This window comes from Leisingera sp. ABD4_442 (genome assembly GCF_056160905.1).
The window spans coordinates 54,491-77,087 of the sequence record NZ_JBSWYB010000006.1 but is presented as its reverse complement, the minus strand read 5'-3'; the positions used below and the strand labels follow the sequence as shown (position 1 = coordinate 77,087).

The window sequence follows — 22,597 nt, the reverse complement described above, 5'->3', positions numbered from 1 at the left end:
GGCACACCGGCAGACCGGGGAGAGTTTGGATGACGCTTGAGCATTGGGCCGCCGCCCTGAAACAGCATTGGGGCATCAAGGCGGAGCTGACCCGCCTGGATGGGGAATACGACCTGAATTTTCTGGCCAAGGAGGCTGATGGCCAGGGGTACATCCTGAAAGCAATGCGCCCGGGCTGCGAGGCCTGGCTGGTCGATATGCAGGTGAAGGCGTTTGAGCATATCGCTGCACGCCAGCCGGACCTGCCCTGCCCGCGGGTGATTGCTTCCGCCAGCGGTGAATCCCTACTGACGATCACGGATGAAGACGGCAAGAACCGGCTGGTCTGGCTGCTAAACCAGCTTCCCGGCCGCTGTTATGCCAAGGCAGAACCTAAAAGCGATGCGCTGATCCATGAGATCGGTCAGGTGCTGGGCGGCTCAGCCAAGGCGCTGGCGGACTTCCGGCACGAAGGGCTGGAGCGCGACTTCAAATGGGATCTGATGCTCGCGGGTTGGATCACGGATCAGCTCTCCTGCATTTCCGATCCCACGCGCCGAGCGATTCTGGGAGATATTTCCGCTGATTTTGCCAAGTTAGAGCCTGTTCTGGCGCAACTCCCCAAACAGGCTATCCACAACGACGCCAATGACTACAACATCATGGTCTCAGGTGAGCTGGGCGAGCCGCGCCGGGTGTCCGGCCTCATTGACCTGGGCGACATGTGCGCCGCACCGCGTGTTTGCGACCTAGCGATTGCCGCGGCCTATATAGTGCTGGACCACCCTGCCCCCGAAGCCGCCCTCGCCTCACTGGTGGCAGGCTATCACCAGGCCTATCCGCTGACACCCGCTGAAGTGGACATGGTCTGGGTGCTGCTTCGCACGCGGCTGGCCGTCAGCGTGGTGAACTCGACCCTAATGGCAGCGGAGAACCCGGACGATCCCTATGTCACTATCTCGCAAGCCCCTGCTTGGCGCTTCCTCGAAAGCAACGCGCTTCATGGCGGCCTGCTGACCGCTCGGCTGCGCGCCGCCTGCGGCCTTCCGGTGGTGAATGGTGCTGATCGCGTGATGGCCTGGCTGAAACTGGAACGCGGCAATTTCGCCCCGCTGATGGGCGAGGACCTTGCGAATGCACCGATGGGCTCACTGTCGGTGGAACACTCCACTTGGCCACAGAACCCGTTCCACATGCCGCTGGAGGAAGCCGCCAAGGTCGGTGAGGAGTTCGAGGATAATGGCCGTATCTGGCTTGGCTACTATCACGAACCACGGCTGATCTATGCGGAACCGGCTTTCCGCAAGGGGCCGTGGAAGGCCAGCGACCGCCGCACGGTGCACTTGGCAGTGGATGCCTTTGCCCCAGCAGGGACGCCAATGTTTGCTCCTTTAAGTGGTGAAGTTTTTGTGGCCGAATACCGGGCCGGGCATCTGGACTATGGCGGGGTCATCATCCTGCGCCACGAAACGCCTGAGGGGGACCCATTCTTTACGCTCTATGGCCACCTGAACCCGGAATTCCTCGACCGCCTGAAACCCGGTGACGTGGTGGAAAAAGGGCAGCAATTCTGCCGCCTGGGCGACCCCAGCCAAAACGGCGGCTGGGCGCCGCACGTGCATTTCCAGCTGGCCCTGACCACTGAGGGGATCGAGGCCGACTGGCCCGGAGTCGGGGACCCCGACGAGATGTACCTATGGCGCGCGGTCTGCCCGAATCCCTCAGCCCTGCTGAACCTGCCGGACGAAAAAGTCCGCTATCACCCCACCGACAAGGGCGAGGTTCTAGCCGGGCGGCGGGCGCATTTCGGCGGCAACCTGAGCCTCACCTACAACGACCCGGTGATGCTGGTGCGCGGCTGGAAGCACTATTTGTTTGACGAGTGGGGCCGCCCCTATCTGGACGCCTACAACAACGTCCCCCACGTCGGCCACGCGCACCCCCGTATCCAGGCCGTCGCAGCAGATCAGCTGAAGCGGATGAACTCCAACACCCGCTATCTGCATCCGGCGCAAACTGCTTTTGCCGAAAAGATCCTGTCAAAGCTGCCGGATCACTTCGAAGTCTGTTTTTTCGTCAATTCCGGCACTGAGGCCAACGAGTTGGCGCTGCGTCTGGCGCGTGCCCATACAGGTGCCAAGGGCATGGTGACACCCGACCATGGCTATCACGGCAACACTACCGGTGCGATAGATATCTCTGCCTATAAGTTCAACAAGCCTGGCGGCGCGGGCCAGTCCGATTGGGTCGAACTGGTGGAAGTCGCCGATGACTACCGCGGTTCCTTCCGCCGCAACGATCCGCAGAGGGCGCAAAAATTTGCTGATCTGGTGGATCCGGCTATCGCAAGCCTTCAGCAAAAAGGCCACGGTGTTGCCGGCTTCATCGCTGAAACCTTCCCCTCGGTTGGCGGTCAAATCATCCCGCCCAAAGGCTATTTACCCGCAGTTTATGAAAAAATCCGCGCTGCCGGTGGTGTTTGCATCGCCGACGAGGTGCAAACTGGCCTTGGCCGCCTGGGAGATTACTACTTCGGCTTCGAACACCAGGGCGCGCTGCCGGATATCGTGGTGATGGGCAAACCCATTGGCAACGGCCACCCTTTGGGGGTGCTGGTGACAACCAAGGCGATTGCCGAAAGCTTTGCCAGCGGGCCTGAGTTCTTTTCGACCTTCGGCGGCTCAACGCTTTCCTGCCGGATCGGCAAGGAGGTGCTAGAAATCGTCGACGACGAAAACCTGCAGAAAAACGCCCGTGTGATAGGCGGCCAGCTGATCGAGGGTCTGCGCAAACTGGAACAGAAACATGCCTGCGTTGGCGATGTCCGCGGCATGGGGTTGTTTCTGGGGCTGGAACTGATCAACCCGGACGGCTCCGAGGCGACGGAGATTTGTTGTTACGTCAAGAACCGGATGCGGGATCACCGTATCCTGATCGGCAGCGAAGGCCCCAAGGACAGCATTCTGAAGATCCGTCCGCCCCTCACCATTGGTAGCGAAGATGCAGGCATGATCATTGCCGTATTAGACAAGATCCTGGGAGAGGCGGCCTGACGGTCCTTCCCCTTCCTGGCGCTCAGGCAACAAAAAAGGCGGTGGAGAACCACCGCCTTTTCTGAAACCGTGTATCGAAATTAGTTCGATGCAACAGCTGCGCCGACCAGAACCAGCAGCAGCAGCGGCAGCAGGATGCCGCTGGAAGAACCCTGAGCTTCTTCAACGATGACCGGCGGTTCAACGACCGGCTCGGACAGGTTGCCAGCAGTGGCAGTCGAAGCAGCAGCGGTCAGCGCAGCAGCGATAACGAGTTTTTTCATGTTAACCTCCAGAATTTGCGCGGATCAAACAACTGAACCACGCACCCAAGACTTACCTCGTAATTTTTTCTAACCAGCAAAGACGCGGGATTGCAATTGCTTGTTATAGTTAACAGCTTAGCGCCGGCTCAAGTGTCGTCAAATAAGCAACACCTGCGTGCCGACTTTGGTCAGGCTAAACAAATCGGCGATATGTTCATTGTACAGCCCGATGCATCCGTTGGAAGATTTGCGGCCGATCTTGCGGGTATCGTGGGTTCCGTGGATGCGGTAGTACTTCCAGCTCAGATACAGAGCATGAGAACCCAGGGGATTGTCCGGACCAGGCGGAATGAAGGCGGGCCACTCCGGGTTTCGCTTGCGCATATTGGGGGTCGGCGCCCAGCTCGGCCCTTCGACCTTGCGCACAATCTGGGTACGGCCGCGACGGGTCAGATCATCTGACAAAGGCACGGAAGAGGGGAACAGCTTATAGACGCTTTCATCCTCAGACCAGTAATGCAAAGCCCGGCTGTCAATATCCACCAGGATCGCTCCCCTGCGCAGATTGTCGAAATACGGCCGCCAGGACTTGGCGCGGAAGGCGGAAATATTACGCTTGACCGGGGGCTCCGGTTCCGGAGGCGGGCGCAGCGGGTCATAGGTTTGCTGCACTGCGTCATCATCGTCTTGCGCCATAGCCGGCGTGGAGATCAGGGCAGCACCTCCGGCAAGGAATTGCCGCCTGCTGAAACTTTCAAATGGGTTCCGGGACATAACTCTTTCCAACTTGCGCAATCTGGGTCTAGGGTCGCGCCATTCTATGGCTGGAAAGCCGCAGTCGCAAATCAATCCGGCCAGCATGTCTGCATATTTCTGCCGGTCCGTTTGCACCTCTGCCACAGGAAGGATAAATCCATCCGCAACTGACGGAGCGAGAGAGCAAAATGAATCGTGTTTTTCTGCTGATGGCCGCGGCAATTCTGACCGTCGTTGCGGCCTGTACGCCCGCAACGGAATCGGGCAGCACGTACCGCATCAGGAATGCCGACAAAGTGCAGATCCGGATGCTTGATTCCGTCAATGCCCTGCGTCAGGCCTCTGGTGCGCAAGCCGTTCAATTGAATGCAGAATTAACTGCTGCTGCGGCCACCCATTCGCGCGACATGTCGGTTCAGAACAGGCCCTGGCATTTCGGCTCGGACGGCTCCTCGCCGCTCGACCGGGTTGCACGGGCTGGGTTTACAGGCACGCTGCTTGGAGAAAACATCTCTGAAACTTATGAGAACGAGCAGCAGACCCTGTCTGCCTGGCTGGAGCAGCCAGCAACCCGCGCCGTGATTCTGGACCCCAAAGCCACGAATATGGGCTTTTCCTGGTTTCAGGAGCCGAATGGCAAAATCTGGTGGACTTTGGTGATGGGCAGCTGAGCCAAAAGGCGCAGCTTCCTTCCCAGCATCCCGGCCATGCCAGCTCAGAATTGAGCCTGGCAGCCAGTGCAGCGCATTCTCACGGCCGCAATGCGATCGCGGTACCATCTTGCACCATCGCATAAATCTCTTCGATTTCCTCGTTGGTCACGGCGATGCATCCCGCCGTCCAGTCATCGACCCGGGCTGCCCGCTTGCGTTCTTTGGAATTGTTCGGCTGCCCATGGATGAATATCTCACCGCCCGGACGCTTACCCTGCGCCCGGGCATGAGCCCTGTCTTGGGCATTCGGATAAGAAATCCCAACTGACAGATGGTAGCGGCTGTTGGGATTGCGGCGGTCAATTAGGTAAGTCCCTTCAGGGGTCTTTCCATCCCCTTCAAACTGCTTGTGGCCAAGCGGTGCGAAGCCAAGGTCAACTTTGTACTCACGCAAAATGTCTTCGTTGTGCATGAGGTAAAGTTTGCGCGCGCCCTTGTTGATCACAATCGATGTGACCTTGGGCCCGTCATAGGCCTGAAATCTGCTTACTGCGCCGCCAGTGGTACTGCAGCCTGCCAATGCTATGCTAGCAGCAGCGCCCAGTCCAAATGCCCGTCTGTCCATCTTTGAGCCTGTATTTTCTTTTTTACCTCTATTCTGGCCATAGCGCGAAACGGGAATTAAGAAAAATCACATTTTCCTGTCCGGCCCGCCCAATCCGGAAATCTTCTGCTCTATCGCCTCCAGCCGGCTCAGAACTTCGTCCCTGTAGGCATCGGTGCGCTCTCCTTCCTCTTCGCCATGTGCATCCTGCATGGAGTTGACGATCAAGCCGACCAGCAAGTTCACCACAGCAAAAGTTGTCACCATGATGAAGGGCACAAAGAATGCCCAAGCGTATGGATGGACTTCCATCACCGGACGAACAATGCCCATCGACCAGCTTTCCAGTGTCATAATCTGGAAGAGCGAATAGGCACTGAGGCCCAAATCACCAAACCATTCCGGAAAATCCTGGCCGAACAGTTTGGTGGAAATCACGGCTCCGATGTAAAAAATGATCGCCATCAGAAGAAAGACCGAGCCCATTCCCGGCAGTGCGGTGATGAAACCCTCAACCACCCGGCGCAAACGGGGCGCAACCGAAATCACCCGCAATACCCGCAGAATACGTAATGCCCGCAGCACTGACAGCCCTTGTGTTCCGGGCGCCAGTGCGATCCCGACGATCACAAAGTCAAAGACATTCCAGCCGCTCAGAAAGAACCGCATACGGCGCACAAACAGTTTGGCCAGAATCTCAACCACAAAAATCGACAAGCAGGCATAATCGATCAAGTGGATCAGCCCGCCAGCCTTTGCCATGGCAGAGGGAGACGTCTCCAATCCCAAAGTGACTGCATTGATTAGAATGACAGCAGTAATGAAGCGGCCAAAAAGCTCACTGTCCAGAATAGCGGCCAGGCGGCGGGTAGGTGTCATCGCATGGATATCCGTCATTTCAGTCTTTCAAAACAAATCGTGCAGCCAGTTCGGTATGGGCGGACCAACGGAACTGGTCAACAACCTGAACCCACTCAAGGCTGTAGCCGGCCGAAACCAGAGATTTGGCGTCGCGGGCAAAGCTGACCGGGTTGCAAGAGACATAGGCAATCACCGGTGTGCACGCCTTGGCCAGCTGTGCGGTCTGCGCCTCGGCGCCGGCCCGCGGCGGGTCGATCACCGCAGCATCAAAAGCCGCGCCAAAGGGGTTCAGATCTTCAGGCAGCAGCGGGTTGCGGAAAAGGTCGCGGGCCTCAGTGGTGACTTTCTTCAGTCCCTGCGCCTTGCGCCAGCCGGCATCCAGCGCGTCAACCATCTCGCGTTCGCCCTCCACCGCATGCACCTCAGCATACTGCGCCAAAGGCAGCGAGAAAGTGCCGCAGCCAGCAAACAGATCGACAATCCGCCTGGCGCCCTTGGTGATTTCCAGTACAGCAGCCAGCAGTGCCTTCTCGCCCTCGCGTGTTGCCTGCAAGAAAGCCCCTGGCGGCGGGCAGACACCGGCCGCGCCAAAGGGCTGCACCGGCGGCTGTTCCATCGCGACCAGCTCGTCATCCCAGGTCAGCCGGGCAATCCTGTGTTTCTCTGCCAGCTGCGCCAGTTCGATGCGCAAGGGCCCATCCAGCGGCTTGCCGTTCCTGACCAGCATGTCCAACCCGGCCTCGGAGGTAGTGACGGTCACCGCCAGCGGAGTCTTGCGGCTGGCACCGGGCAACGCCAGCGCCTCGGCCACCGGAATTGCCGCCATCAAAGCAGGCTCCAGCAGCTGGCAATCGGGAATTTCGGTGATCACATCCGACGCCTGGCCGTGAAACCCGGCCATCGCGCCCTTCTTGGTGCGCCGCACTGCCAGCGTTGCGCGGCGGCGGGAGCGCGGCGGCGAGGTGTGGATGGGGCGGAAATCGGTTTCCAGCCCCTGCGCCGTCAGCGCGTTGCGCACCACTTCCGTCTTCCACGCTGCCACAAAGGCATCGCTAGCGTGCTGCAGCTGGCAGCCGCCGCAGGATTTGTAATGGCGGCAGGGGGGCTGCACCCGGTGCTCCGACGGGGTCTCGATCCGGATACCGGTCAGGCGGCTGCCTTCGGCAATGCCGGAGACGGTCTCCCCCGGCAAAGTACGCGGGGCAAACAGGGGGCCATCGGCCACGCCATCGCCCTGATGGCCCAGCCGGCTGATCGTTGCTGTGGTTCTGGCTGCGTCAGTCATGGCCGCTCCATAGCGCGGCATATGGTTCAGCAAAAGCAAAATGCGCGGGGAAGTTTATTCAGCCGCTTCTGCTGCGTCGTCATCGGTACAGATAAAGCCACCAGACTGGCGCGCCCAGAATTGCGCATAGAGCCCGCCTAGGGCCAGCAGTTCCTCATGGCTGCCGCTTTCGGCCACGCAGCCTTTCTCCATCACGATAATCCGGTCCATTTCGCTGAGCGTCGACAGCCGGTGGGCAATTGCCAGCACCGTTTTTCCCTCCATCACCCGATGCAAGGCGGCTTGGATCGCGGCCTCCACCTCGGAATCCAGCGCCGAGGTTGCCTCATCCAGAACCAGGATCGGCGCATCCTTGACGATGGCGCGGGCCAGGGCAATCCGCTGCCGCTGACCGCCCGAGAGCTTTACACCGCGTTCACCCAGATAGGCATCATAACCCTGGCGCCCCTGCCCGTCTTCCAGTTCGGTGATGAATTCATGCGCTTCGGCCTTTTCCGCCGCGGCGATCAGTTCTTCTTCAGAAGCGTCCGGCCGTCCATAGAGAATGTTCTCCCGCGCCGAGCGGTTGAACATCGCTGTTTCCTGGGTGACCATGCCGATCCGGCTGCGCAACGAGTTCTGAGTGACCTCGGAAATATCCTGGCCATCAATCCGGATCTGCCCTTTTTCCCCCTCATAGAGCCTTAGCAGAAGCGAAACGAGCGTCGATTTCCCGGCGCCGGATGCCCCCACGATGCCAAGCTTTTCGCCAGGCTGGATTTTCAGGCTGATGCCCTGCACCCCGCCCACGTCGCGGCCATAGGCAAACTCCACCTGGTCAAAGACAATGCCCCCCTCGCTAACCTGCAACGCCGTGGCATCCGGAACGTCCTCCACGCGGTCACGCACCGAAAGGGTCTTCATCCCGTTTTCGATCTCACCCACGTTGGAATATATCGCCATCAGCGTAAAGCTGACCCAGCCGGTCATCTGGGCAATGCGGATCGAGACCGCGCCGGCAGCCACGATGTCGCCTTCGGTGGCGGTGCCGGACTGCCACAGGAACAAGGTCGCACCGATCAGCAACACCGGCAGAATGCCGGCAAGGCACATCAGACAAAATCGGAAGCTGGCCGAGAGATAGCCGAAATGCAGCGACTTTTCCCGGAAGGCGACCATAGCGTCCTGGGCGGTGCGTTCCTCATGCTCCGCATGGGCAAACAGCTTGACCGTCTTGATGTTGGTGATCGAATCGACCACTTGGCCGGTTACCATCGCACGCGCACCAGCTCGCGCACCGGACCGTTTGCGCACGCGCGGCAAGAACCAGCGGATCAGGGCGAAATAGCCGATCAGCCAAGCCAGAAACACCCCGGTGATGCGCCAGTCAATAGAGCCTAACAAGGCCAATGAACCTGCAAGCGATGCCAGGGCAAAGGCCACGACGTTAATCATCTCAGTAGTGACAGAGGTCACCGCCGTTGCCGTCTGCATCTGCTTTTGCGCGATCCGTCCGGCGAAGTCATCGTCAAAGAACCGCACCGACTGACCCAGCGTCCAACGGTTCAGCCGCGACAGCACCAGCGGGTTCACATTGGGCTGAACCACGATGGCATTTGATGCAGCAGACAAACCAAACAGCACCGGGCGCACAAACAGGAAGAAGCCCAGCGCCAGCGCAATCACAGCGACGTTGCCTGCGGAAAAGAACTGCTCGGGTCCGCTAGCGATCGCGGTGTCGATCACCATGCCGAGGATAAAGGCAGTGCCCGCCTCCATCCCGCCAGCCAGCGCTGAAAACGCAGCCGCGATGAACAGCATCGGCCAGGCTCCGGACAGGCACCAGCGCAGGAAGGCCCCCAGCCGCTGCGGCGGCGGGCCCTCGGCCGGGCGGAAGGCGTCGATCAAATTGCCTATGTTCATTCTGCTGCCTCGACATTCAGGAAACCGCCGGACTGACGCGCCCAGAGCTGTGCATACAGCCCCTGCGCCTGCAATAGCGCCTCATGCGAGCCTTCTTCAACTATACGGCCCTGATCCATCACCAGGATACGGTCCATCTGCGCGATGGTGGACAGCCTATGTGCAATCGCGATCACCGTCTTGCCCTGCATCATGCCATAAAGGGTCTCCTGAATGGCAGCTTCCACCTCAGAGTCCAGCGCCGAGGTTGCCTCATCCAGGACCAGAATCGGCGCATCCTTCAAGATAACCCGTGCAAGCGTAACCCGCTGGCGCTGGCCGCCGGACAGTTTCACCCCACGCTCGCCCACATGGGCGTCATATCCCTTGCGCCCCTGCGGGTCCTCCAGATCCAGGATGAAGTCATGCGCCTGGGCCTGTTTGGCGGCGGCGATCATCTGCGCCTCGGTGGCATTGGGTCGGCCATACAGCAGGTTGTCCCGCACCGAGCGGTGCATCAGCGCGCTGTCCTGCTGCACCATTCCGATCCGGCTGCGCAAGGAGTCCTGCGTTACCGCGCGGATGTCCTGGCCGTCGATCAGGATCTGGCCGCTTTCGGCGTCATAGAACCGCAACAGCAACTTCACCAAGGTCGACTTGCCGGCACCTGAGCGCCCAATCAGACCGATTTTCTCCCCCGGGCGGATAGTCATGCTGATCTTGTCCAAACCACCAGCCGTGCGCCCGTAGTGGTGCGAAAGATTGCGCAGTTCGATCTCTCCCTGAACCAGCCGCAGCGGGTCAGCATTGGCGGCATCCACCAAGTCGATAGGCTGAGCGATGGTTTCCATGCCCTCGGCCACCACACCCAACTGGCGGAAGAAGGAGGTCAGCGCCCACATAATCCAGCCGGTCATCGCGTTCAGCCGCAAGGTCAGCGCCGTTGCAGCCGCAACCAATCCAACCGACGCCGTGCCCTGCATCCACAGCATCACCGCCCAGCCGACCACACCGACAATCAGCAGCCCGTTCAGCGTGACCAATGCCGCATCCATAACGGTGAAAATCCGCATCTCTGCCTGGAAGGTCTTACGGGTGTTCTCGATCGCATCGCGGGCATAGGTCAACTCGTGGTCGTGATGCGCAAACATCTTGACCGAATGGATGTTGGAATAGCTGTCGACCACCCGCCCCGTCACGGTGGAGCGCGCATCCGAGGACGCCTGGCTGGCCGGCCCCACCCGCTTGACCGTCCACATCACCAGCAAAGCGTAAAGGCCGAACCAGATCGCCAGCGGCAGCATCAAACGCACATCGGCGACCCACAACAGCACTGCCGCACCCACCAGATAAGCCAGCGAAAAAGTAATCGCGTCGAAGACCTGAAAGATCACCTCCCCCGCCGCAGGCGGGGTCTGCATGATGCGGTTGGCGATGCGGCCGGCAAAATCGTTTTCGAACCAGCCGACCGACTGGCGCAGCACGTGCTTGTGCGCGCGCCAGCGGATCAGCGTGCCATAGTTCGGCAGGATTGCGTTGTTCAGCAGAACCACGTCCAGGAACTGGATCAGCGGCCGCAACAGCAGGATGAACAAGGCCACCAGGATCAGCTCGGTCCCGTAGTCCTCCCAAACCTGCTCCGGCGTGCCGGACATGATGTCCACCACCCGGCCCATGTAGTAGATCAGCCCGACCTCGATCGCGGCGACAATCACCGACATCAGCGCAGTCAGGACAAAGACGGTTTTAAACGGCTTGGAATAATCGCGCAGAAACGGCCACAGCCGCGTCGGCGGCGTGTCGGTCTCGGGGTAGGCGCAATAAGGGTCAATGAGGTTTTCAAAGAAGCGAAACATGCGGGTGCTCCAGGCGTTCGAGCATTATTTTGGAATACAGATGAAGACAGCGGGCCGCCCAAGGCTCCCACGTCAAACGGGGCAAGGTCTCAGGCGTTAGAGAAACCAGATCCCGTAATACATCAGCATTCCTCCCGTCATGTGGTGGCTGACCTAGGCTTAAGCAAGATATTTTGCTTTGTCACCCCCTTACGGTTGTGACGCTGCTGACAGGGTGTGTCAGCGGAGAGAGGCCAGCAGCGTTTCCCGGCTCAAAGTGAAGCCCGAAGCGATCCAATCAGCTTCAAGCTTTTTCAAGGCCGCGCCCAGCGCAGGACCTTTGAAATCCGGCAGAAGATCACGGGCCTTCACCGGAAAGGCGGCATCTGCACCCAGTGCAATACCAGTCTCTAAATTGGGCAATACAGGCTGCTCCAGCAAAGCAGCCCGCAGCAGCAGCGCATCCAATGCCTGTTCTGCGCCCAGCCTGTAGCCCAGCTCCCCCGCTCCGGACGTGCCTGCTGCGGCTTCGCGGATGGCCTTCAAATGGGACGTCTGCGCCTTGCTGAGCCGCAACGCCTCCTGCAGCCCCTCTCCGCCCAGCGCCGCTAGGCGGCGGATACCGGACGCCGTCCGGTCCCCTTCCAGATGAACCAGCGGTGCCAAGGCACGGTCATCCGCGCCCGGCAGGACTTGTGCCAATACACCCGCTTGCCGCATTGCTGCAACCGAAGGCGCGGGATCCGGCGCAGCCAGAAGTTTCAACAGCTCGGCGCCGACGCGCTCCTTGGACAGTGTCGCCAGCCCATCCAGGTTTGAGGCGATTGCTGCCAAAGCATCCGCATCAAATCCTGCGGCAGGATCGCCATACCAGGAATGGAAGCGGAAATACCGCAAAGACCGCAGGTAATCCTCACGGATGCGGTTCTCCGCGGTGCCGATAAATCGCACCCGGCGCGCCTGCAGGTCTGCCATCCCGCCCAGCGGGTCCACCACCTCGCCATCCGGGCGCGCGTAAATCGCGTTCATGGTGAAGTCGCGGCGGCGTGCGTCCTCAGTAATATCTTTCGAAAACGCCACCACGGCGCGGCGGCCATCAGTCGCCACATCCTTGCGGAAGGTGGTGATCTCGTGCGGGATGCCGTTTTTCACCAGCGTCACGGTGCCATGGTCGATGCCGGTCGGGACCGCCTTTATCCCGGCCCGCGCCGCCAGCTCTATAACCTGCTCTGGCAGGGCATCGGTGGCGATGTCCATGTCCGAGACCGGCTCCCCCAGCAGCGCATTGCGCACGCATCCGCCGACAAACAGCACCTGCGCGCCATCCGCATTCACAGCCTTGCAAACCGCTTGGGTCGCCGGGTCCTTCAGCCAGGGCTGATCTATCCGCATTATTTCTCCATCCGCGCCGCCAGCCCGCGCAGCATCCGCGCGGTGGCACCCCATATATAGTAAGGGCCATAGGGTACGGTATAATAGCGGCGGCGGGTGGCGCGCCAGCGCCGGGATTCGATAATGTAGTTTTCCGGCTCCAGCACATGCGATAGCGGAACCGAAAAGACCTCCGCCACTTCGCCTGCTTCCGGGCGCGCCATGAACGCTTCCTGGATCAGCGCAACAACCGGGGTGACGGAAAAACCGGTCACCGTTTCATGCTCCGGCAGGCAGCCAATGATCTGCGGCAGGTCCTGCGGCAGGCCGATTTCCTCCCAGGCCTCGCGCAGCGCGGCAGCGCGGGCGTCCGCATCGCCGGCGTCCACCTTGCCGCCGGGAAAGGCGATCTGGCCGGGGTGGTGTTTCAGCGCAGAAGAGCGTTTGGTCAGGATCAGCCGCGGCGCGCCTGACGCCAGGGAGACCGGCACCAATACCCCGGCGGGCCGCAGCTTGCGGCCCTCCGGCAGCACAGTGCCCGGGTTGAGGTCAAAATCGGAAGAACAGCCGCCCGGTTTGCCCAGCGCGGCGGCAAGTCTTTCGGTGAGATCCTGGGAGGTCTCACTCACTGGGCGGATTTTCCGCATCAAACCCGAGCGAGGACGGGTCCAGATCGTAATGCGCACCGCAGAACTGGCAGTCGGCGGTCACCCGTCCATCGTCGGTGGTCATCTTCTCGATGTCCTTGGACGAGTAAATCGACAGGCTTTGGCGCACCCGGTCTTCTGAGCAGGTGCAGCCGAACCGGACCGGCTGGAAGTCATAGACCCGCGGTTGTTCCTCGTGAAACAATCGGATCAGCAGATCAGTCGGGGTGACTGAGGGGCCGATCAGTTCCAGTGCTTCCACCGTGTTCAGCAGCATGGTGGCACGGTTCCAATTCTCTTCCTCGTCGCCGGAAACCAGATCGCTGGCCTGCAGGACCTCGCCGGACCCTTCGCCCTGGGCGGCAAAAGGCGACGCCTTGGGCATGCTCTGCAGCATGACACCGCCGGCGCGCCAATGCTCGGCCACGCCGGGTTCGGCAGATTTGCCAAAGCTCAGCTTGAACATGGTCGGCAGCTGCTCGGACTGGGCAAAATAGGCCTCGGCACAGGCGCTCAGCGAACCGCCGGCCAGCGGCGTGATGCCTTGGTACGGCTGGGTCCCGTTGCCCTGGTCGATCAGGATTGCGAAATAGCCCTCGCCCACCTGCTCGAACGGGTCGCCATCGGTCAGCCGGTCGCGGTCAAAACTGGCATAGGCACGGATCTGGCCAATCTCACCTTCCTTCTGCGGCGCATAGTAATCAGTTGCGATCATCCGCACCGCGCCTTTGGACTGCACCTGCAGCGACAGTTTCCAGCGCAGCGAGATGGTCTGACCAATAAGCGCCGTCAGCAGCGCCATCTCGGCGACCAGCGCCTCGACCACTGGCGGGTAGTCATGCTGTTTGAGGATACCATCCAGCACGCCGTCCAGCCGCGCCACGCGGCCGCGCATGTCGGATGCATCAAGCTGGAAGGGCAGGACGGTGTCGTCCCACGCGATTTTCGAACCAATGGTCATGGGGTTTCCTTACGCGCCGGGGATTGGCATACCGGGGCTATATAGGAGAAACGGCAGCAGAGTGAAGAGGCAGGCCCGTGATCAGACGATTTGGCGAGACACCTCAGAAAGGCCAGGCCTACCGCAGACGCCCTGGCGCCTATGCACTACTGCCGCGGGACGGCAAGCTGCTGGTCACCTGCCAGTATGATCCGGATCCCGATTTGCAATTGCCCGGCGGCGGCATTGATCCAGGCGAATCACCCATTCCTGCCCTGCACCGCGAGGTTTACGAGGAAACCGGCTGGAAGATCTCCACGCCGCGCAAACTGGGCGTGTTCCGGCGATTTGCTTATATGCCGGAATACGACCTATGGGCCGAAAAGCTGTGCCACATCTATGTCGCCAGACCCCTGCGCCGGCTAGGCCCGCCGCTGGAAGAAGGGCATGAGGCGCTGTGGATGGACCCGCAGGATGCAGCTGTTCGGCTGGGCAATGCCGGCGACCGCCATTTCGCCGCATTGCTGGCCGCACGTATCTGATGCGTCTTTCAACTGTCTCAAAAACACAAAAGCCCAGCCGCAGCCGGGGTATGTCTGTCGAGTTGCTGCTTGGAAAACTCAGGGGCCCTGATACTCGAACAAGGTGGCTGAAACGTCGTCTTCAAGGCCGTGTTCCTTGCTCATCACCTGGGTTAGATGCCAATACAGATCGTCCAGGAATTCCTTGCCATTCTGCTCCGGGCCGCATTTCTTAACAAGATCGAGCAAGCCCTCGGGTTCGAGCATCGAACCGTTTTCCAGGCGGGCCTCGGTAAAGCCGTCAGAAAACAGCAGCAGACGGTCACCCTTTTCCATGATGAACTCTTCCTGGCTGTACCCGATGTCAGGGACCAGGCCCACGGGCACACCACCCTGGCCAATGAATTCCAAATCCCCGTTCTTGCGCATCAGCAGGGGGTGCGGATGGCCGGCCTGCACCATCTTGATGACCCCGCTCCGCAGATCCGCGATGCAATAGGCCATGGTGAAATATTCCTCGATCCCGGTATCGGCAATCAGCCTGGCATTCAGAAGGCTCGCTACTTCCTCGGGCTGGCGCAGGGCATAGAAGCGGTTAAAGCGTTTCTCCATGCCGACGTTCTGATCAAAATAATTCGAAGACAAGTAACCGCCCAAACGCGCTGTCATCATCGCTGAGGTGATGCCATGGCCTGAAACGTCGATCGAGTAAAAGCCGATTCGGTTCACACCGGGGGAGAACATACCGACCAAATCGCCACCGATGTGACCACAGGGTTTCAGCAGAAGGCTGACGGTGGAAGAGCCAAAATCCTTCGACAGTTCCGGCACCAGCGATTCCTGAATCTTGCGGGCCTGGATCAGGTCCTTGTCGATCGCATCATAAACCCGCTGCAGTTCCCCCAGCGTCTCGGAGACAATGCGGTTTTTCTCGGACAATTCCCGCTGCATCCGCAGAATCCGCTCGCCCGCCGAAATTCGCGCGCGCAGTTCGTCCGAGCTCACCGGTTTGGTGAGAAAATCATCGGCACCGGCGTCAAGTCCTTCGGCAACTTCGTTTTTTTCGCTCTTGGAGGTCAGCAGGATGAAATAAGCATAATCTTCGCTGGAACGGTTTCGGAAGGCACGGCAGAACTCCAAACCGTTCATGCCCGGCATCATCCAGTCGCTGAGGATCAGGTCCGGGGTTTCCGCCTCACAGATCTCCATCGCCGCCTCGCCGCTCTCGGCCTCGACAACCTCGAATCCCCATTTTTTGAGGGAAGCCACAAGGATGCGTCTTTGCAGTCGGCTGTCGTCGACAACCAGCACACGGCGTATTGATCCGGCCACTGTGTGGTCCTCGTTGTCCATCGAACTTTCTGGCAGCACCGAAGGCACCTCACAAATGGCAAAATCAGACGATCTTGTGATACTATCGGTCCAGAGATTTAACAGGCGGTGAAACCTAAAATTTGAGCTTCCCCCTTTATTTCACTATATTTTTACTGCAATCAACTTAAGAAATTGCACAAGGCGACTGACCGTAGGGACTTTGAGACATGATTGACTGGCCGCGTGTGACAGAACTGCGTGAGGAAGTTGGCGCCGAAGACTTTGAGGAGGTTGTTGAAATCTTCCTCGAAGAGGTTGAGGAGGTCATTGGCAAGCTGGAGAGCGGCGACCGGGCTCAGCTCGAGCAGGATCTGCATTTCCTGAAAGGCAGTGCACTCAACCTAGGCTTCTCAGAATTTTCCTCACTTTGCCTGGATGGCGAACGCAAGTCCTCGCAGGGCGAAGCAGAGAGTGTTGATATCCCGGCGATCGTTGCCAAGTTTCAGGATTCCAAGACCGCTTTTCTTACCGGGCTTGCTGAACGTTTCTGACAGATCTGCTCTATCAGATCACAAACTGCGCCAGGGTTTCATCCTGGGTAATATCTGTGAATGTCATCCCTGCTGCCTCAAGCCTCTCAAACAACAGCTCGAAATTCTCCGGCCGCTTGGTTTCAATGCCGATCAGCACCGAACCAAAGTTACGGGCCGACTTCTTCATGTATTCAAACCTGGCTATATCATCCTCCGGGCCCAGGATACCCAGAAACTCCTTCAGCGCGCCAGGCCGTTGCGGCAGGCGCAGGATGAAATACTTCTTCACCCCCGAATAGCGCTGCGCCCGTTCCTTGACCTCGGGCAGCCGCTCAAAATCAAAGTTACCGCCTGAGGTCACGCAAACCACAGTCTTGCCGCGGATCCAGGAGCGCACATCCTGCAATGCCTCGACCGACAAAGCGCCGGCCGGTTCCAGCACGATGCCTTCAACGTTCAGCATCTCGATGATGGTGGCACAGATCCTGTCCTCGAAAATCGCCAGCACATCCGGCAGCGGCACACCCTTAAGAATATCAAAGGGCAAATCTCCAATCCGCCCCACCGCAGCGCCATCGACAAAGGTGTCGACAATGTCCAGCGGCACCGGTTTGCCCGCAGCCAGTGCAGCGCGCAGACAAGCGCCGCCCTCCGGCTCCACGAAAAGGCTGTGCACATCCTCGCCAAACCAAGAGGAAACCCCCGCAGACATGCCGCCGCCGCCAACCGGCAGCAAAACGTGATCCGGCTGCTTGCCCAGCTGATCTTCGATCTCGACCGCAATAGAGGCCTGACCTTCGATCACATCCGCGTCGTCAAAGGGTGACAGGAAATGCCCGCCTTCCTGCGCGCACCATTCCTGCGCCGCCGCCAGGCAGATGTCGAAGTAGTCGCCAACCAGATGGATCTCGATGTTCTCGCCACCAAACATCCGGGTCTTCTGAATCTTCTGCTGCGGCGTGGTGACCGGCATGAAGATCACCCCGCGCTTTCCCATGTGGCGGCACATGAAGGCCACGCCCTGCGCGTGATTGCCGGCCGAGGCACAGACAAACAGCTCCTGATCCGGCTGCTTGCGCATCGCGTTCAGCGCGCCGCGAATCTTGTAGGAGCGGACCGGACTCAGGTCCTCGCGCTTCAGATAGATGTCGGCGCCGAAACGCTCGGACAGATGCACATTGCGTTGAAGCGGCGTGGGCGGAAACACATCGCGCATCGCCGCCTCGGCCTTGCGGGCCTGGGTCTTGAAATCGCTCATGGCTCATTCAGTGGCGCAAGCCCGCCCCCAAGGCAAGGGGCGGGTGCGAAGCATACATAAGAATACCGGGAGTTTAGATCGGACGGTCTTCGACAAAATGGCCATAGAACGTGGTGAGAACACTGACGCTCAGCAAAGACATGACCAGAAAGGCAAGCGCAGAAAAGACAAACCCAAGAGGAGCAAACACTGCAACCGACAAGCCAGAAACGAACTGCAGCAAAAGCTGCAGCACCCCCAACAGGAGGAGCACAACAAAGATTGTGCCGGAGGACCCGGACGTCGCTTTCCAGGACACACGCAGCAAAAGCGGACGGCCAATGGCCACAGCGGGCAAAACCGGGAGCAAACGGTACATCGCTATCAGAACAAAAATTGAGTACCCAGCGATCAATAGAAGCATGGGCACCAGTCCTCCCGGCCCCATCGCCGCGATAAGCCCGTTAACGAGGAGCAACATTGGGAGATAAAGCACAATCACAAGAAACCCGATGAGCAACATGTGTCCGAAATAAGCCAATATCCGATCGCCCTTGAAAGCAGGAAGCCAGCTTGTTGGATACTCTTCCAACAGAATGAACCGATGCCATGCCACAAAAATCCAAAACTGAACCGCTGCGAAAATCAGCGTGGCGGCAATAAAGGAGAGCCCAAGCTTGCCGGATTGCAATGCATCCGACAGAGCCTTCTCATCCCAGAACATTGTGATCGACTGCCCCGTTGAGCTGAGCGCAGCATAAATGAGAACTACACCGATCAAGGCAGGCACAAAGGCAATTCTAACCGCCCATTCGAAGTTCCTAAGTACCATGCGCACTGAGTGCGCAAAAATTGACCAGCCTTTCATACGTGCGTGCTCCAATAGATCGTTCTGTTTTTCCGCGCACGTTATGCGTGCCCGGCGGATTAGAAAACCCCGGATAACCTTGCCCTTCCGGGCAAAACCCGCTACGCCGCAGGCGTTCTGACCTGAGAGGGAATTCCATGTCCGCGCCCAAGAAAGTTGTGCTCGCCTATTCCGGCGGCCTCGACACCTCGATCATCCTGAAATGGCTGCAGACCGAATACGGCTGCGAAGTTGTCACCTTCACTGCCGACCTCGGCCAGGGTGAAGAGCTGGAGCCCGCCCGCAAGAAAGCGGAAATGCTGGGCATCAAGCCGGAGAACATCTTCATCGAAGATGTGCGCGAGGAATTTGTCCGCGACTTCGTCTTCCCGATGTTCCGCGCCAACGCGGTTTACGAGGGCCTCTACCTGCTGGGCACCTCCATCGCCCGCCCGCTGATCTCCAAGCGCCTGGTTGAGATCGCCGAAGCCACCGGCGCCGACGCGGTATCCCATGGCGCCACCGGCAAAGGCAACGATCAGGTCCGTTTCGAACTGGCAGCTTATGCGCTGAACCCCGACATCAAGGTGATCGCGCCCTGGCGCGAGTGGGACCTGTCCTCCCGCACCAAGCTGCTGGAGTTCGCCGAGTCGCATCAGATCCCGATCGCCAAGGACAAGCGCGGCGAGGCCCCCTTCTCGGTCGACGCAAACCTGCTGCACACCTCCTCCGAAGGCAAAGTTCTGGAAGACCCGGCGGAAATGGCGCCCGACTATGTCTACCAGCGCACCGTGCACCCGGAAGAAGCACCCGACACCCCGGAATTTATCGAGATCACCTTCGAAAAGGGCGATCCGGTTGCCATAAACGGCGAAGCGATGTCGCCGGCCACCATTCTGACCGCACTGAACGAATACGGCCGCAAGCACGGTATCGGCCGCCTCGACCTGGTCGAAGGCCGTTTCGTCGGCATGAAATCCCGCGGCATCTACGAGACGCCGGGTGGTACCATCATGCTGGAAGCCCACCGCGGTATCGAATCCATCACCATGGACCGCGGCGCGATGCATTTGAAAGATCAGCTGATGCCCCAGTATGCCGAGCTGATCTACAACGGCTTCTGGTACTCGCCGGAGCGCGAAATGCTGCAGGCTGCTATCGACGCAAGCCAGACCCATGTTTCGGGTACCGTGCGCGTGAAACTCTATAAGGGCTCGGTGAACACCGTTGGCCGCTGGTCCGAGAACTCGCTTTATTCCGAGGCGCATGTGACCTTTGAAGAAGACGCCGGCGCCTACGACCAAAAGGACGCTGCAGGCTTCATTCAGCTGAACGCCCTGCGTCTCAAACTTCTGGCCGCCCGCGAGCGCCGCACCAAGAAATGAGCGGTTTCGACGACATAGATGGCGATTTCGAGGACGATTTCGCGGAAGAGCTGGATATGTTCGTCGAAGCTCAGGACACCGTATGGGCGGATGTCCTGAGTGAACTCTCTGCAGGACAAAAGACGAGCCACTGGATGTGGTTCGTCTTTCCCCAGCTGGCCGAGCTCGGCCGTTCCCATATGGCGCAGCTTTACGGGATCGAAGATCTCGCAGAAGCCACCGCCTATCTGAATCACGAAAAACTGCGCGCCCGCCTGGTCGAAGTCAGCCGGCTGATGCTGACACATCAGGGCTTGGACGCCGCGCGGATCCTCGGCGATACCGACGCCAAGAAACTGCGCTCCTCAATGACATTGTTCGCTGCGGTACCCGATGCGCCCAGGGAGTTTCAGCAGGTGCTCAGCACATTCTATGGCGGCCAGCCCTGCCCGCTGACCAAAGACGCGCTTGCCGCCGGGTAACACCCAGCCCTCCCCTTTGGTCAACATTGCCGGAGAGCCCTCTACTGCCTAACCCTTTTCCCAGCATGGGAGTAAGACATGGCATTGGACGATACTGCCGCACTCATCCGAAACGGTTTGACCGGCAAAAGCTTTGACGGTTCCCTCAAATTCGACTGCGGTGCGGACGGTGTCATTGTCCTGGCAAACGGAAACGCCAGCACCACAGACCAGAACACCGACTGTACCTTGCGGCTGTCAGCCGATAGCCTGACCAAATTGCTGACAGGCAAGCTCAACCCGATGACAGCTGTGATGACGGGCAAGATCAAGATCTCAGGCGACATGGGCGTTGCCATGAAACTCAGCAAGCTGATCTCCTGAGCCTCTTCTTCTAGCCCCAAATATCCTGGGGTGAGCGCCGCAGGCACGAGGGGCAAAGCCCCTCCTGCCTCAGATCTTAGCCGCTTTCATCTGCTCATAATAGGGCATGGCCGCCTCAAGAACCGGCTGCAGCTCTTCCGGAACCTCCGGCAGCGGCCCTTCCGCTCCGGCAAACCCTGTAGAGTTCCAGACCGCCTCGTACCAATGCGGTGCCCATACGCCATCGTCTTTGTGTCCGCCTGTTGGCCAACTCAGCATCTTCGGCGAGAACGGCATGCCGATGGCATTGCAAAGATGCTCCAGCTTTGCGGCTGGGTTCTCGCGAATGTCGTGGCTGTCGATCACAGCCGGTGTCTGGCCCCAGCTGCTGACAAGATCAAACAGCTCCGCCTGCTGACGGAAGCCGATGTCCTCCAGCGCCGGGTTCTCCCGCTTCGCAGAATAAGAGGCAATTACCCGGGCCGGATGCCGGATCAGGAAGACATTGATCACTTCCCTCATCCAGTCCCGCGGCACGCCCGCGATCATGTGGTGGGTCATATGCTTCTGATAATAAACAGGTTTGGCGCCCGGAACCGGCCCCAATAGCGCCTTGGCGACGGTTTTTGGATCCTGCGGCTGGCTATCCAGAATCTCCGTCCGCATCGGATGATCCAATCCTGTCATTGCCAAATAAGCAGCATAGAACGGTTCATCCACCACCGAACAATCGCCGCGGTTGCCAAAGGCATACATCATTGCCGTCGACAAATTCCGCGGACCGGACCACATAGCAATCCGCATCAGACGCACTCCTGTTCAATGAGGTCCTTGTAGAGGCCCCGAATACGCTCGGTCACCGGTCCCATGCCGCCGCTGCCGATCTGACGCCCGTCGATGTCCCCCACCGGGGTTTGCGCCCCGAAAGTGCCCGTCAGAAAAGCTTCATCCGCGCCATAAGTGTCCACCAGAGAATAGTTCCGCTCGTGGACCGGAATGCCGTTTGCCCGGCACAGATCGATCACCTTTTGCCGGGTGATGCCGTTCATGCAATAGTCCCCGGTCGAGGTCCAAACCTCTCCCTTGCGTACAATGAAGAAATTGCAGGCATTGGTGGTGTTCACAAAGCCATTCACGTCCAGCATCAACGCCTCATCCGCGCCGGCCTTCTCAGCCGCCACACAAGCGATGATGCAATTCAGCTTGGAATGCGAGTTGAGCTTTGGGTCCTGGGTCATCGGCAGCCCGCGGATATGCGGCACGGTTGCCAGTTTGATCGGCCGCGGCAGATTTGGGCGCGAATGCTCCATGATGATCGCTATGGTCGGCCCCTGCCGCGACAACGACGGGTGCTGAAAGGGCCGGGTTTTGACGCCTCGCGTGACCATCAGCCGGGCGTGGGCATCCGTGGTCATCCCATTGGCTTTCTGTGTTTCTAATACAGCCTTTTTGACGCCTTCCCGGTCCAAACCGATATCCAAGTCTATCGCCTTGGCCGCTTCAAACAGACGGTCCAGATGCTCGTCGATAAATGCCCAGGTTCCGTTGTAAAGACGCAGCCCCTCCCAGACACCATCGCCCAGCATGAAGCCGCTGTCATAAACGCTTATCTTGGCCTCAGCCTTGGGAACGACTTTGCCATTAAGATAGATCAGGATCTCCTCGTTCCGGTGATCTTCCTCTGCTTGGTGCGTACTCATCTTTTCGGTCATGAAATCCTCCTGCTGGCGGCACGTTAGTAAGATTGGATCCAATTTCCAAGCAGTAACTTGCTGTCACCTGTCTGTGAAATGCGGCTCCGGCGGGTTGAGGGGACGTGAACCAGCCGGCAGGGTGGCATTAAAGCA

22 protein-coding genes are annotated in these 22,597 nt (G+C 59.3%); 7 read left to right on the top strand and 15 right to left on the bottom strand.

What is annotated here, in order from left to right; translation table 11 throughout:
• Positions 1-29: 29 nt before the first annotated feature.
• Positions 30-3,032: an aminotransferase class III-fold pyridoxal phosphate-dependent enzyme gene (locus ACXAHG_RS07155; protein WP_475056570.1), complete on the top strand. Its 3,003-nt coding sequence runs from the start codon at positions 30-32 to the stop codon at positions 3,030-3,032.
• Positions 3,033-3,112: 80 nt separating this feature from the next.
• Here ACXAHG_RS07155 and ACXAHG_RS07150 read toward each other — a convergent pair whose 3' ends face one another.
• Both ACXAHG_RS07150 and ACXAHG_RS07145 read right to left on the bottom strand, forming a co-directional pair.
• A complete protein-coding gene (locus tag ACXAHG_RS07150) occupies positions 3,113-3,295 on the bottom strand; it encodes a hypothetical protein (RefSeq protein ID WP_024092111.1) in 183 nt (60 codons plus the stop codon).
• Between the two features lie 138 nt (positions 3,296-3,433).
• Positions 3,434-4,051 (bottom strand): L,D-transpeptidase, encoded by a 618-nt coding sequence (locus ACXAHG_RS07145; RefSeq protein ID WP_475040155.1) that lies wholly within the window; start codon positions 4,049-4,051, stop codon positions 3,434-3,436.
• A gap of 170 nt (positions 4,052-4,221) precedes the next feature.
• On the opposite strand from ACXAHG_RS07145, the gene dalA reads away from it, so the two are divergent.
• Entirely contained in the window at positions 4,222-4,704 is a 483-nt protein-coding gene (dalA, locus tag ACXAHG_RS07140; RefSeq protein WP_475040154.1) for a divisome-associated lipoprotein DalA, read from the top strand.
• Positions 4,705-4,783: 79 nt separating this feature from the next.
• On the opposite strand, the gene ACXAHG_RS07135 is transcribed toward dalA, so the two are convergent.
• The 8 genes from ACXAHG_RS07135 to hslO form a co-directional block, all read right to left on the bottom strand.
• Positions 4,784-5,311 (bottom strand): L,D-transpeptidase family protein, encoded by a 528-nt coding sequence (locus ACXAHG_RS07135; protein ID WP_475040153.1) that lies wholly within the window; start codon positions 5,309-5,311, stop codon positions 4,784-4,786.
• Positions 5,312-5,377: 66 nt separating this feature from the next.
• Positions 5,378-6,187 carry an ion transporter gene (locus ACXAHG_RS07130; RefSeq protein ID WP_475056569.1) on the bottom strand — a complete coding sequence of 270 codons (810 nt, stop codon included), beginning with the start codon at positions 6,185-6,187 and terminating at the stop codon, positions 5,378-5,380.
• A gap of 1 nt (position 6,188) precedes the next feature.
• Positions 6,189-7,436: a class I SAM-dependent RNA methyltransferase gene (locus ACXAHG_RS07125; RefSeq protein ID WP_475056568.1), complete on the bottom strand. Its 1,248-nt coding sequence runs from the start codon at positions 7,434-7,436 to the stop codon at positions 6,189-6,191.
• Positions 7,437-7,490: 54 nt separating this feature from the next.
• Positions 7,491-9,338, bottom strand: coding sequence for an ABC transporter ATP-binding protein (locus ACXAHG_RS07120; RefSeq protein WP_475056566.1), 1,848 nt, complete (start codon positions 9,336-9,338; stop codon positions 7,491-7,493).
• A complete protein-coding gene (locus ACXAHG_RS07115) occupies positions 9,335-11,173 on the bottom strand; it encodes an ABC transporter ATP-binding protein (protein ID WP_475040149.1) in 1,839 nt (612 codons plus the stop codon). The genes ACXAHG_RS07120 and ACXAHG_RS07115 overlap by 4 nt, the downstream gene beginning before the upstream one ends.
• Before the next feature lie 219 nt (positions 11,174-11,392).
• Positions 11,393-12,544, bottom strand: a complete 1,152-nt coding sequence (locus ACXAHG_RS07110; RefSeq protein WP_475040148.1) for a CCA tRNA nucleotidyltransferase — start codon at positions 12,542-12,544, stop codon at positions 11,393-11,395.
• Positions 12,544-13,170 (bottom strand): CoA pyrophosphatase, encoded by a 627-nt coding sequence (locus ACXAHG_RS07105; RefSeq protein WP_475040147.1) that lies wholly within the window; start codon positions 13,168-13,170, stop codon positions 12,544-12,546. Before ACXAHG_RS07105 ends, ACXAHG_RS07110 begins: the two co-directional genes overlap by 1 nt.
• Positions 13,145-14,131, bottom strand: coding sequence for an Hsp33 family molecular chaperone HslO (gene hslO / locus ACXAHG_RS07100; protein ID WP_475040146.1), 987 nt, complete (start codon positions 14,129-14,131; stop codon positions 13,145-13,147). The genes ACXAHG_RS07105 and hslO overlap by 26 nt, the downstream gene beginning before the upstream one ends.
• A 77-nt stretch (positions 14,132-14,208) precedes the next feature.
• Between hslO and ACXAHG_RS07095 the strand changes: the two genes are divergently transcribed.
• Positions 14,209-14,652, top strand: a complete 444-nt coding sequence (locus ACXAHG_RS07095; RefSeq protein WP_475056565.1) for an NUDIX hydrolase — start codon at positions 14,209-14,211, stop codon at positions 14,650-14,652.
• A 78-nt stretch (positions 14,653-14,730) separates the two neighbouring features.
• On the opposite strand, the gene ACXAHG_RS07090 is transcribed toward ACXAHG_RS07095, so the two are convergent.
• Positions 14,731-15,984, bottom strand: coding sequence for a PP2C family protein-serine/threonine phosphatase (locus ACXAHG_RS07090; protein WP_475045182.1), 1,254 nt, complete (start codon positions 15,982-15,984; stop codon positions 14,731-14,733).
• A gap of 188 nt (positions 15,985-16,172) precedes the next feature.
• Here ACXAHG_RS07090 and ACXAHG_RS07085 point away from each other — a divergent pair, with 188 nt between their 5' ends.
• A complete protein-coding gene (locus tag ACXAHG_RS07085) occupies positions 16,173-16,496 on the top strand; it encodes an Hpt domain-containing protein (RefSeq protein ID WP_475040144.1) in 324 nt (107 codons plus the stop codon).
• A gap of 13 nt (positions 16,497-16,509) precedes the next feature.
• Here the strand turns inward: ACXAHG_RS07085 and ilvA are convergent, their stop codons facing one another.
• On the bottom strand, positions 16,510-17,736 hold the full coding sequence (gene ilvA, locus ACXAHG_RS07080) for a threonine ammonia-lyase IlvA (protein WP_475056564.1): 1,227 nt from the start codon (positions 17,734-17,736) through the stop codon (positions 16,510-16,512).
• Between the two features lie 73 nt (positions 17,737-17,809).
• Positions 17,810-18,583 (bottom strand): hypothetical protein, encoded by a 774-nt coding sequence (locus tag ACXAHG_RS07075; protein ID WP_475056562.1) that lies wholly within the window; start codon positions 18,581-18,583, stop codon positions 17,810-17,812.
• 137 nt (positions 18,584-18,720) lie between these two features.
• Between ACXAHG_RS07075 and ACXAHG_RS07070 the strand changes: the two genes are divergently transcribed.
• The 3 genes from ACXAHG_RS07070 to ACXAHG_RS07060 all read left to right on the top strand — a co-directional run bounded on the left by ACXAHG_RS07070 (position 18,721) and on the right by ACXAHG_RS07060 (position 20,771).
• Positions 18,721-19,947, top strand: coding sequence for an argininosuccinate synthase (locus ACXAHG_RS07070; RefSeq protein WP_475056561.1), 1,227 nt, complete (start codon positions 18,721-18,723; stop codon positions 19,945-19,947).
• The gene (locus tag ACXAHG_RS07065) at positions 19,944-20,408 is read left to right on the top strand and encodes a DUF1810 domain-containing protein (RefSeq protein WP_475056560.1); all 465 of its coding nucleotides are present in this window, start codon (positions 19,944-19,946) and stop codon (positions 20,406-20,408) included. Before ACXAHG_RS07070 ends, ACXAHG_RS07065 begins: the two co-directional genes overlap by 4 nt.
• Positions 20,409-20,486: 78 nt before the next feature.
• Complete coding sequence (locus ACXAHG_RS07060) at positions 20,487-20,771, top strand: SCP2 sterol-binding domain-containing protein (protein WP_475040139.1); 285 nt, start codon at positions 20,487-20,489, stop codon at positions 20,769-20,771.
• Between the two features lie 69 nt (positions 20,772-20,840).
• On the opposite strand, the gene ACXAHG_RS07055 is transcribed toward ACXAHG_RS07060, so the two are convergent.
• Positions 20,841-21,554, bottom strand: a complete 714-nt coding sequence (locus ACXAHG_RS07055; protein WP_475056558.1) for a sulfotransferase-like domain-containing protein — start codon at positions 21,552-21,554, stop codon at positions 20,841-20,843.
• On the bottom strand, positions 21,554-22,462 hold the full coding sequence (locus tag ACXAHG_RS07050; protein WP_475040137.1) for a D-amino acid aminotransferase: 909 nt from the start codon (positions 22,460-22,462) through the stop codon (positions 21,554-21,556). The genes ACXAHG_RS07055 and ACXAHG_RS07050 overlap by 1 nt, the downstream gene beginning before the upstream one ends.
• Positions 22,463-22,597: the final 135 nt, after the last annotated feature.

What these genes read in the sequence shown, in the direction of transcription:
- ACXAHG_RS07060 (WP_475040139.1), top strand. Translation starts at nt 20,487, where the DNA reads ATGGCATTGGACGATACTGCCGCACTCATCCGAAACGGTTTGACCGGC.
- hslO (WP_475040146.1), bottom strand. Translation starts at nt 14,131, where the DNA reads ATGACCATTGGTTCGAAAATCGCGTGGGACGACACCGTCCTGCCCTTC.
- ACXAHG_RS07070 (WP_475056561.1), top strand. Translation starts at nt 18,721, where the DNA reads ATGTCCGCGCCCAAGAAAGTTGTGCTCGCCTATTCCGGCGGCCTCGAC.
- ACXAHG_RS07105 (WP_475040147.1), bottom strand. Translation starts at nt 13,170, where the DNA reads ATGCGGAAAATCCGCCCAGTGAGTGAGACCTCCCAGGATCTCACCGAA.
- ACXAHG_RS07120 (WP_475056566.1), bottom strand. Translation starts at nt 9,338, where the DNA reads ATGAACATAGGCAATTTGATCGACGCCTTCCGCCCGGCCGAGGGCCCG.
- ACXAHG_RS07075 (WP_475056562.1), bottom strand. Translation starts at nt 18,583, where the DNA reads ATGAAAGGCTGGTCAATTTTTGCGCACTCAGTGCGCATGGTACTTAGG.
- ACXAHG_RS07050 (WP_475040137.1), bottom strand. Translation starts at nt 22,462, where the DNA reads ATGACCGAAAAGATGAGTACGCACCAAGCAGAGGAAGATCACCGGAAC.
- ilvA (WP_475056564.1), bottom strand. Translation starts at nt 17,736, where the DNA reads ATGAGCGATTTCAAGACCCAGGCCCGCAAGGCCGAGGCGGCGATGCGC.
- dalA (WP_475040154.1), top strand. Translation starts at nt 4,222, where the DNA reads ATGAATCGTGTTTTTCTGCTGATGGCCGCGGCAATTCTGACCGTCGTT.
- ACXAHG_RS07130 (WP_475056569.1), bottom strand. Translation starts at nt 6,187, where the DNA reads ATGACGGATATCCATGCGATGACACCTACCCGCCGCCTGGCCGCTATT.
- ACXAHG_RS07145 (WP_475040155.1), bottom strand. Translation starts at nt 4,051, where the DNA reads ATGTCCCGGAACCCATTTGAAAGTTTCAGCAGGCGGCAATTCCTTGCC.
- ACXAHG_RS07125 (WP_475056568.1), bottom strand. Translation starts at nt 7,436, where the DNA reads ATGACTGACGCAGCCAGAACCACAGCAACGATCAGCCGGCTGGGCCAT.
- ACXAHG_RS07090 (WP_475045182.1), bottom strand. Translation starts at nt 15,984, where the DNA reads ATGGACAACGAGGACCACACAGTGGCCGGATCAATACGCCGTGTGCTG.
- ACXAHG_RS07110 (WP_475040148.1), bottom strand. Translation starts at nt 12,544, where the DNA reads ATGCGGATAGATCAGCCCTGGCTGAAGGACCCGGCGACCCAAGCGGTT.
- ACXAHG_RS07155 (WP_475056570.1), top strand. Translation starts at nt 30, where the DNA reads ATGACGCTTGAGCATTGGGCCGCCGCCCTGAAACAGCATTGGGGCATC.
- ACXAHG_RS07055 (WP_475056558.1), bottom strand. Translation starts at nt 21,554, where the DNA reads ATGCGGATTGCTATGTGGTCCGGTCCGCGGAATTTGTCGACGGCAATG.
- ACXAHG_RS07085 (WP_475040144.1), top strand. Translation starts at nt 16,173, where the DNA reads ATGATTGACTGGCCGCGTGTGACAGAACTGCGTGAGGAAGTTGGCGCC.
- ACXAHG_RS07115 (WP_475040149.1), bottom strand. Translation starts at nt 11,173, where the DNA reads ATGTTTCGCTTCTTTGAAAACCTCATTGACCCTTATTGCGCCTACCCC.
- ACXAHG_RS07135 (WP_475040153.1), bottom strand. Translation starts at nt 5,311, where the DNA reads ATGGACAGACGGGCATTTGGACTGGGCGCTGCTGCTAGCATAGCATTG.
- ACXAHG_RS07150 (WP_024092111.1), bottom strand. Translation starts at nt 3,295, where the DNA reads ATGAAAAAACTCGTTATCGCTGCTGCGCTGACCGCTGCTGCTTCGACT.
- ACXAHG_RS07065 (WP_475056560.1), top strand. Translation starts at nt 19,944, where the DNA reads ATGAGCGGTTTCGACGACATAGATGGCGATTTCGAGGACGATTTCGCG.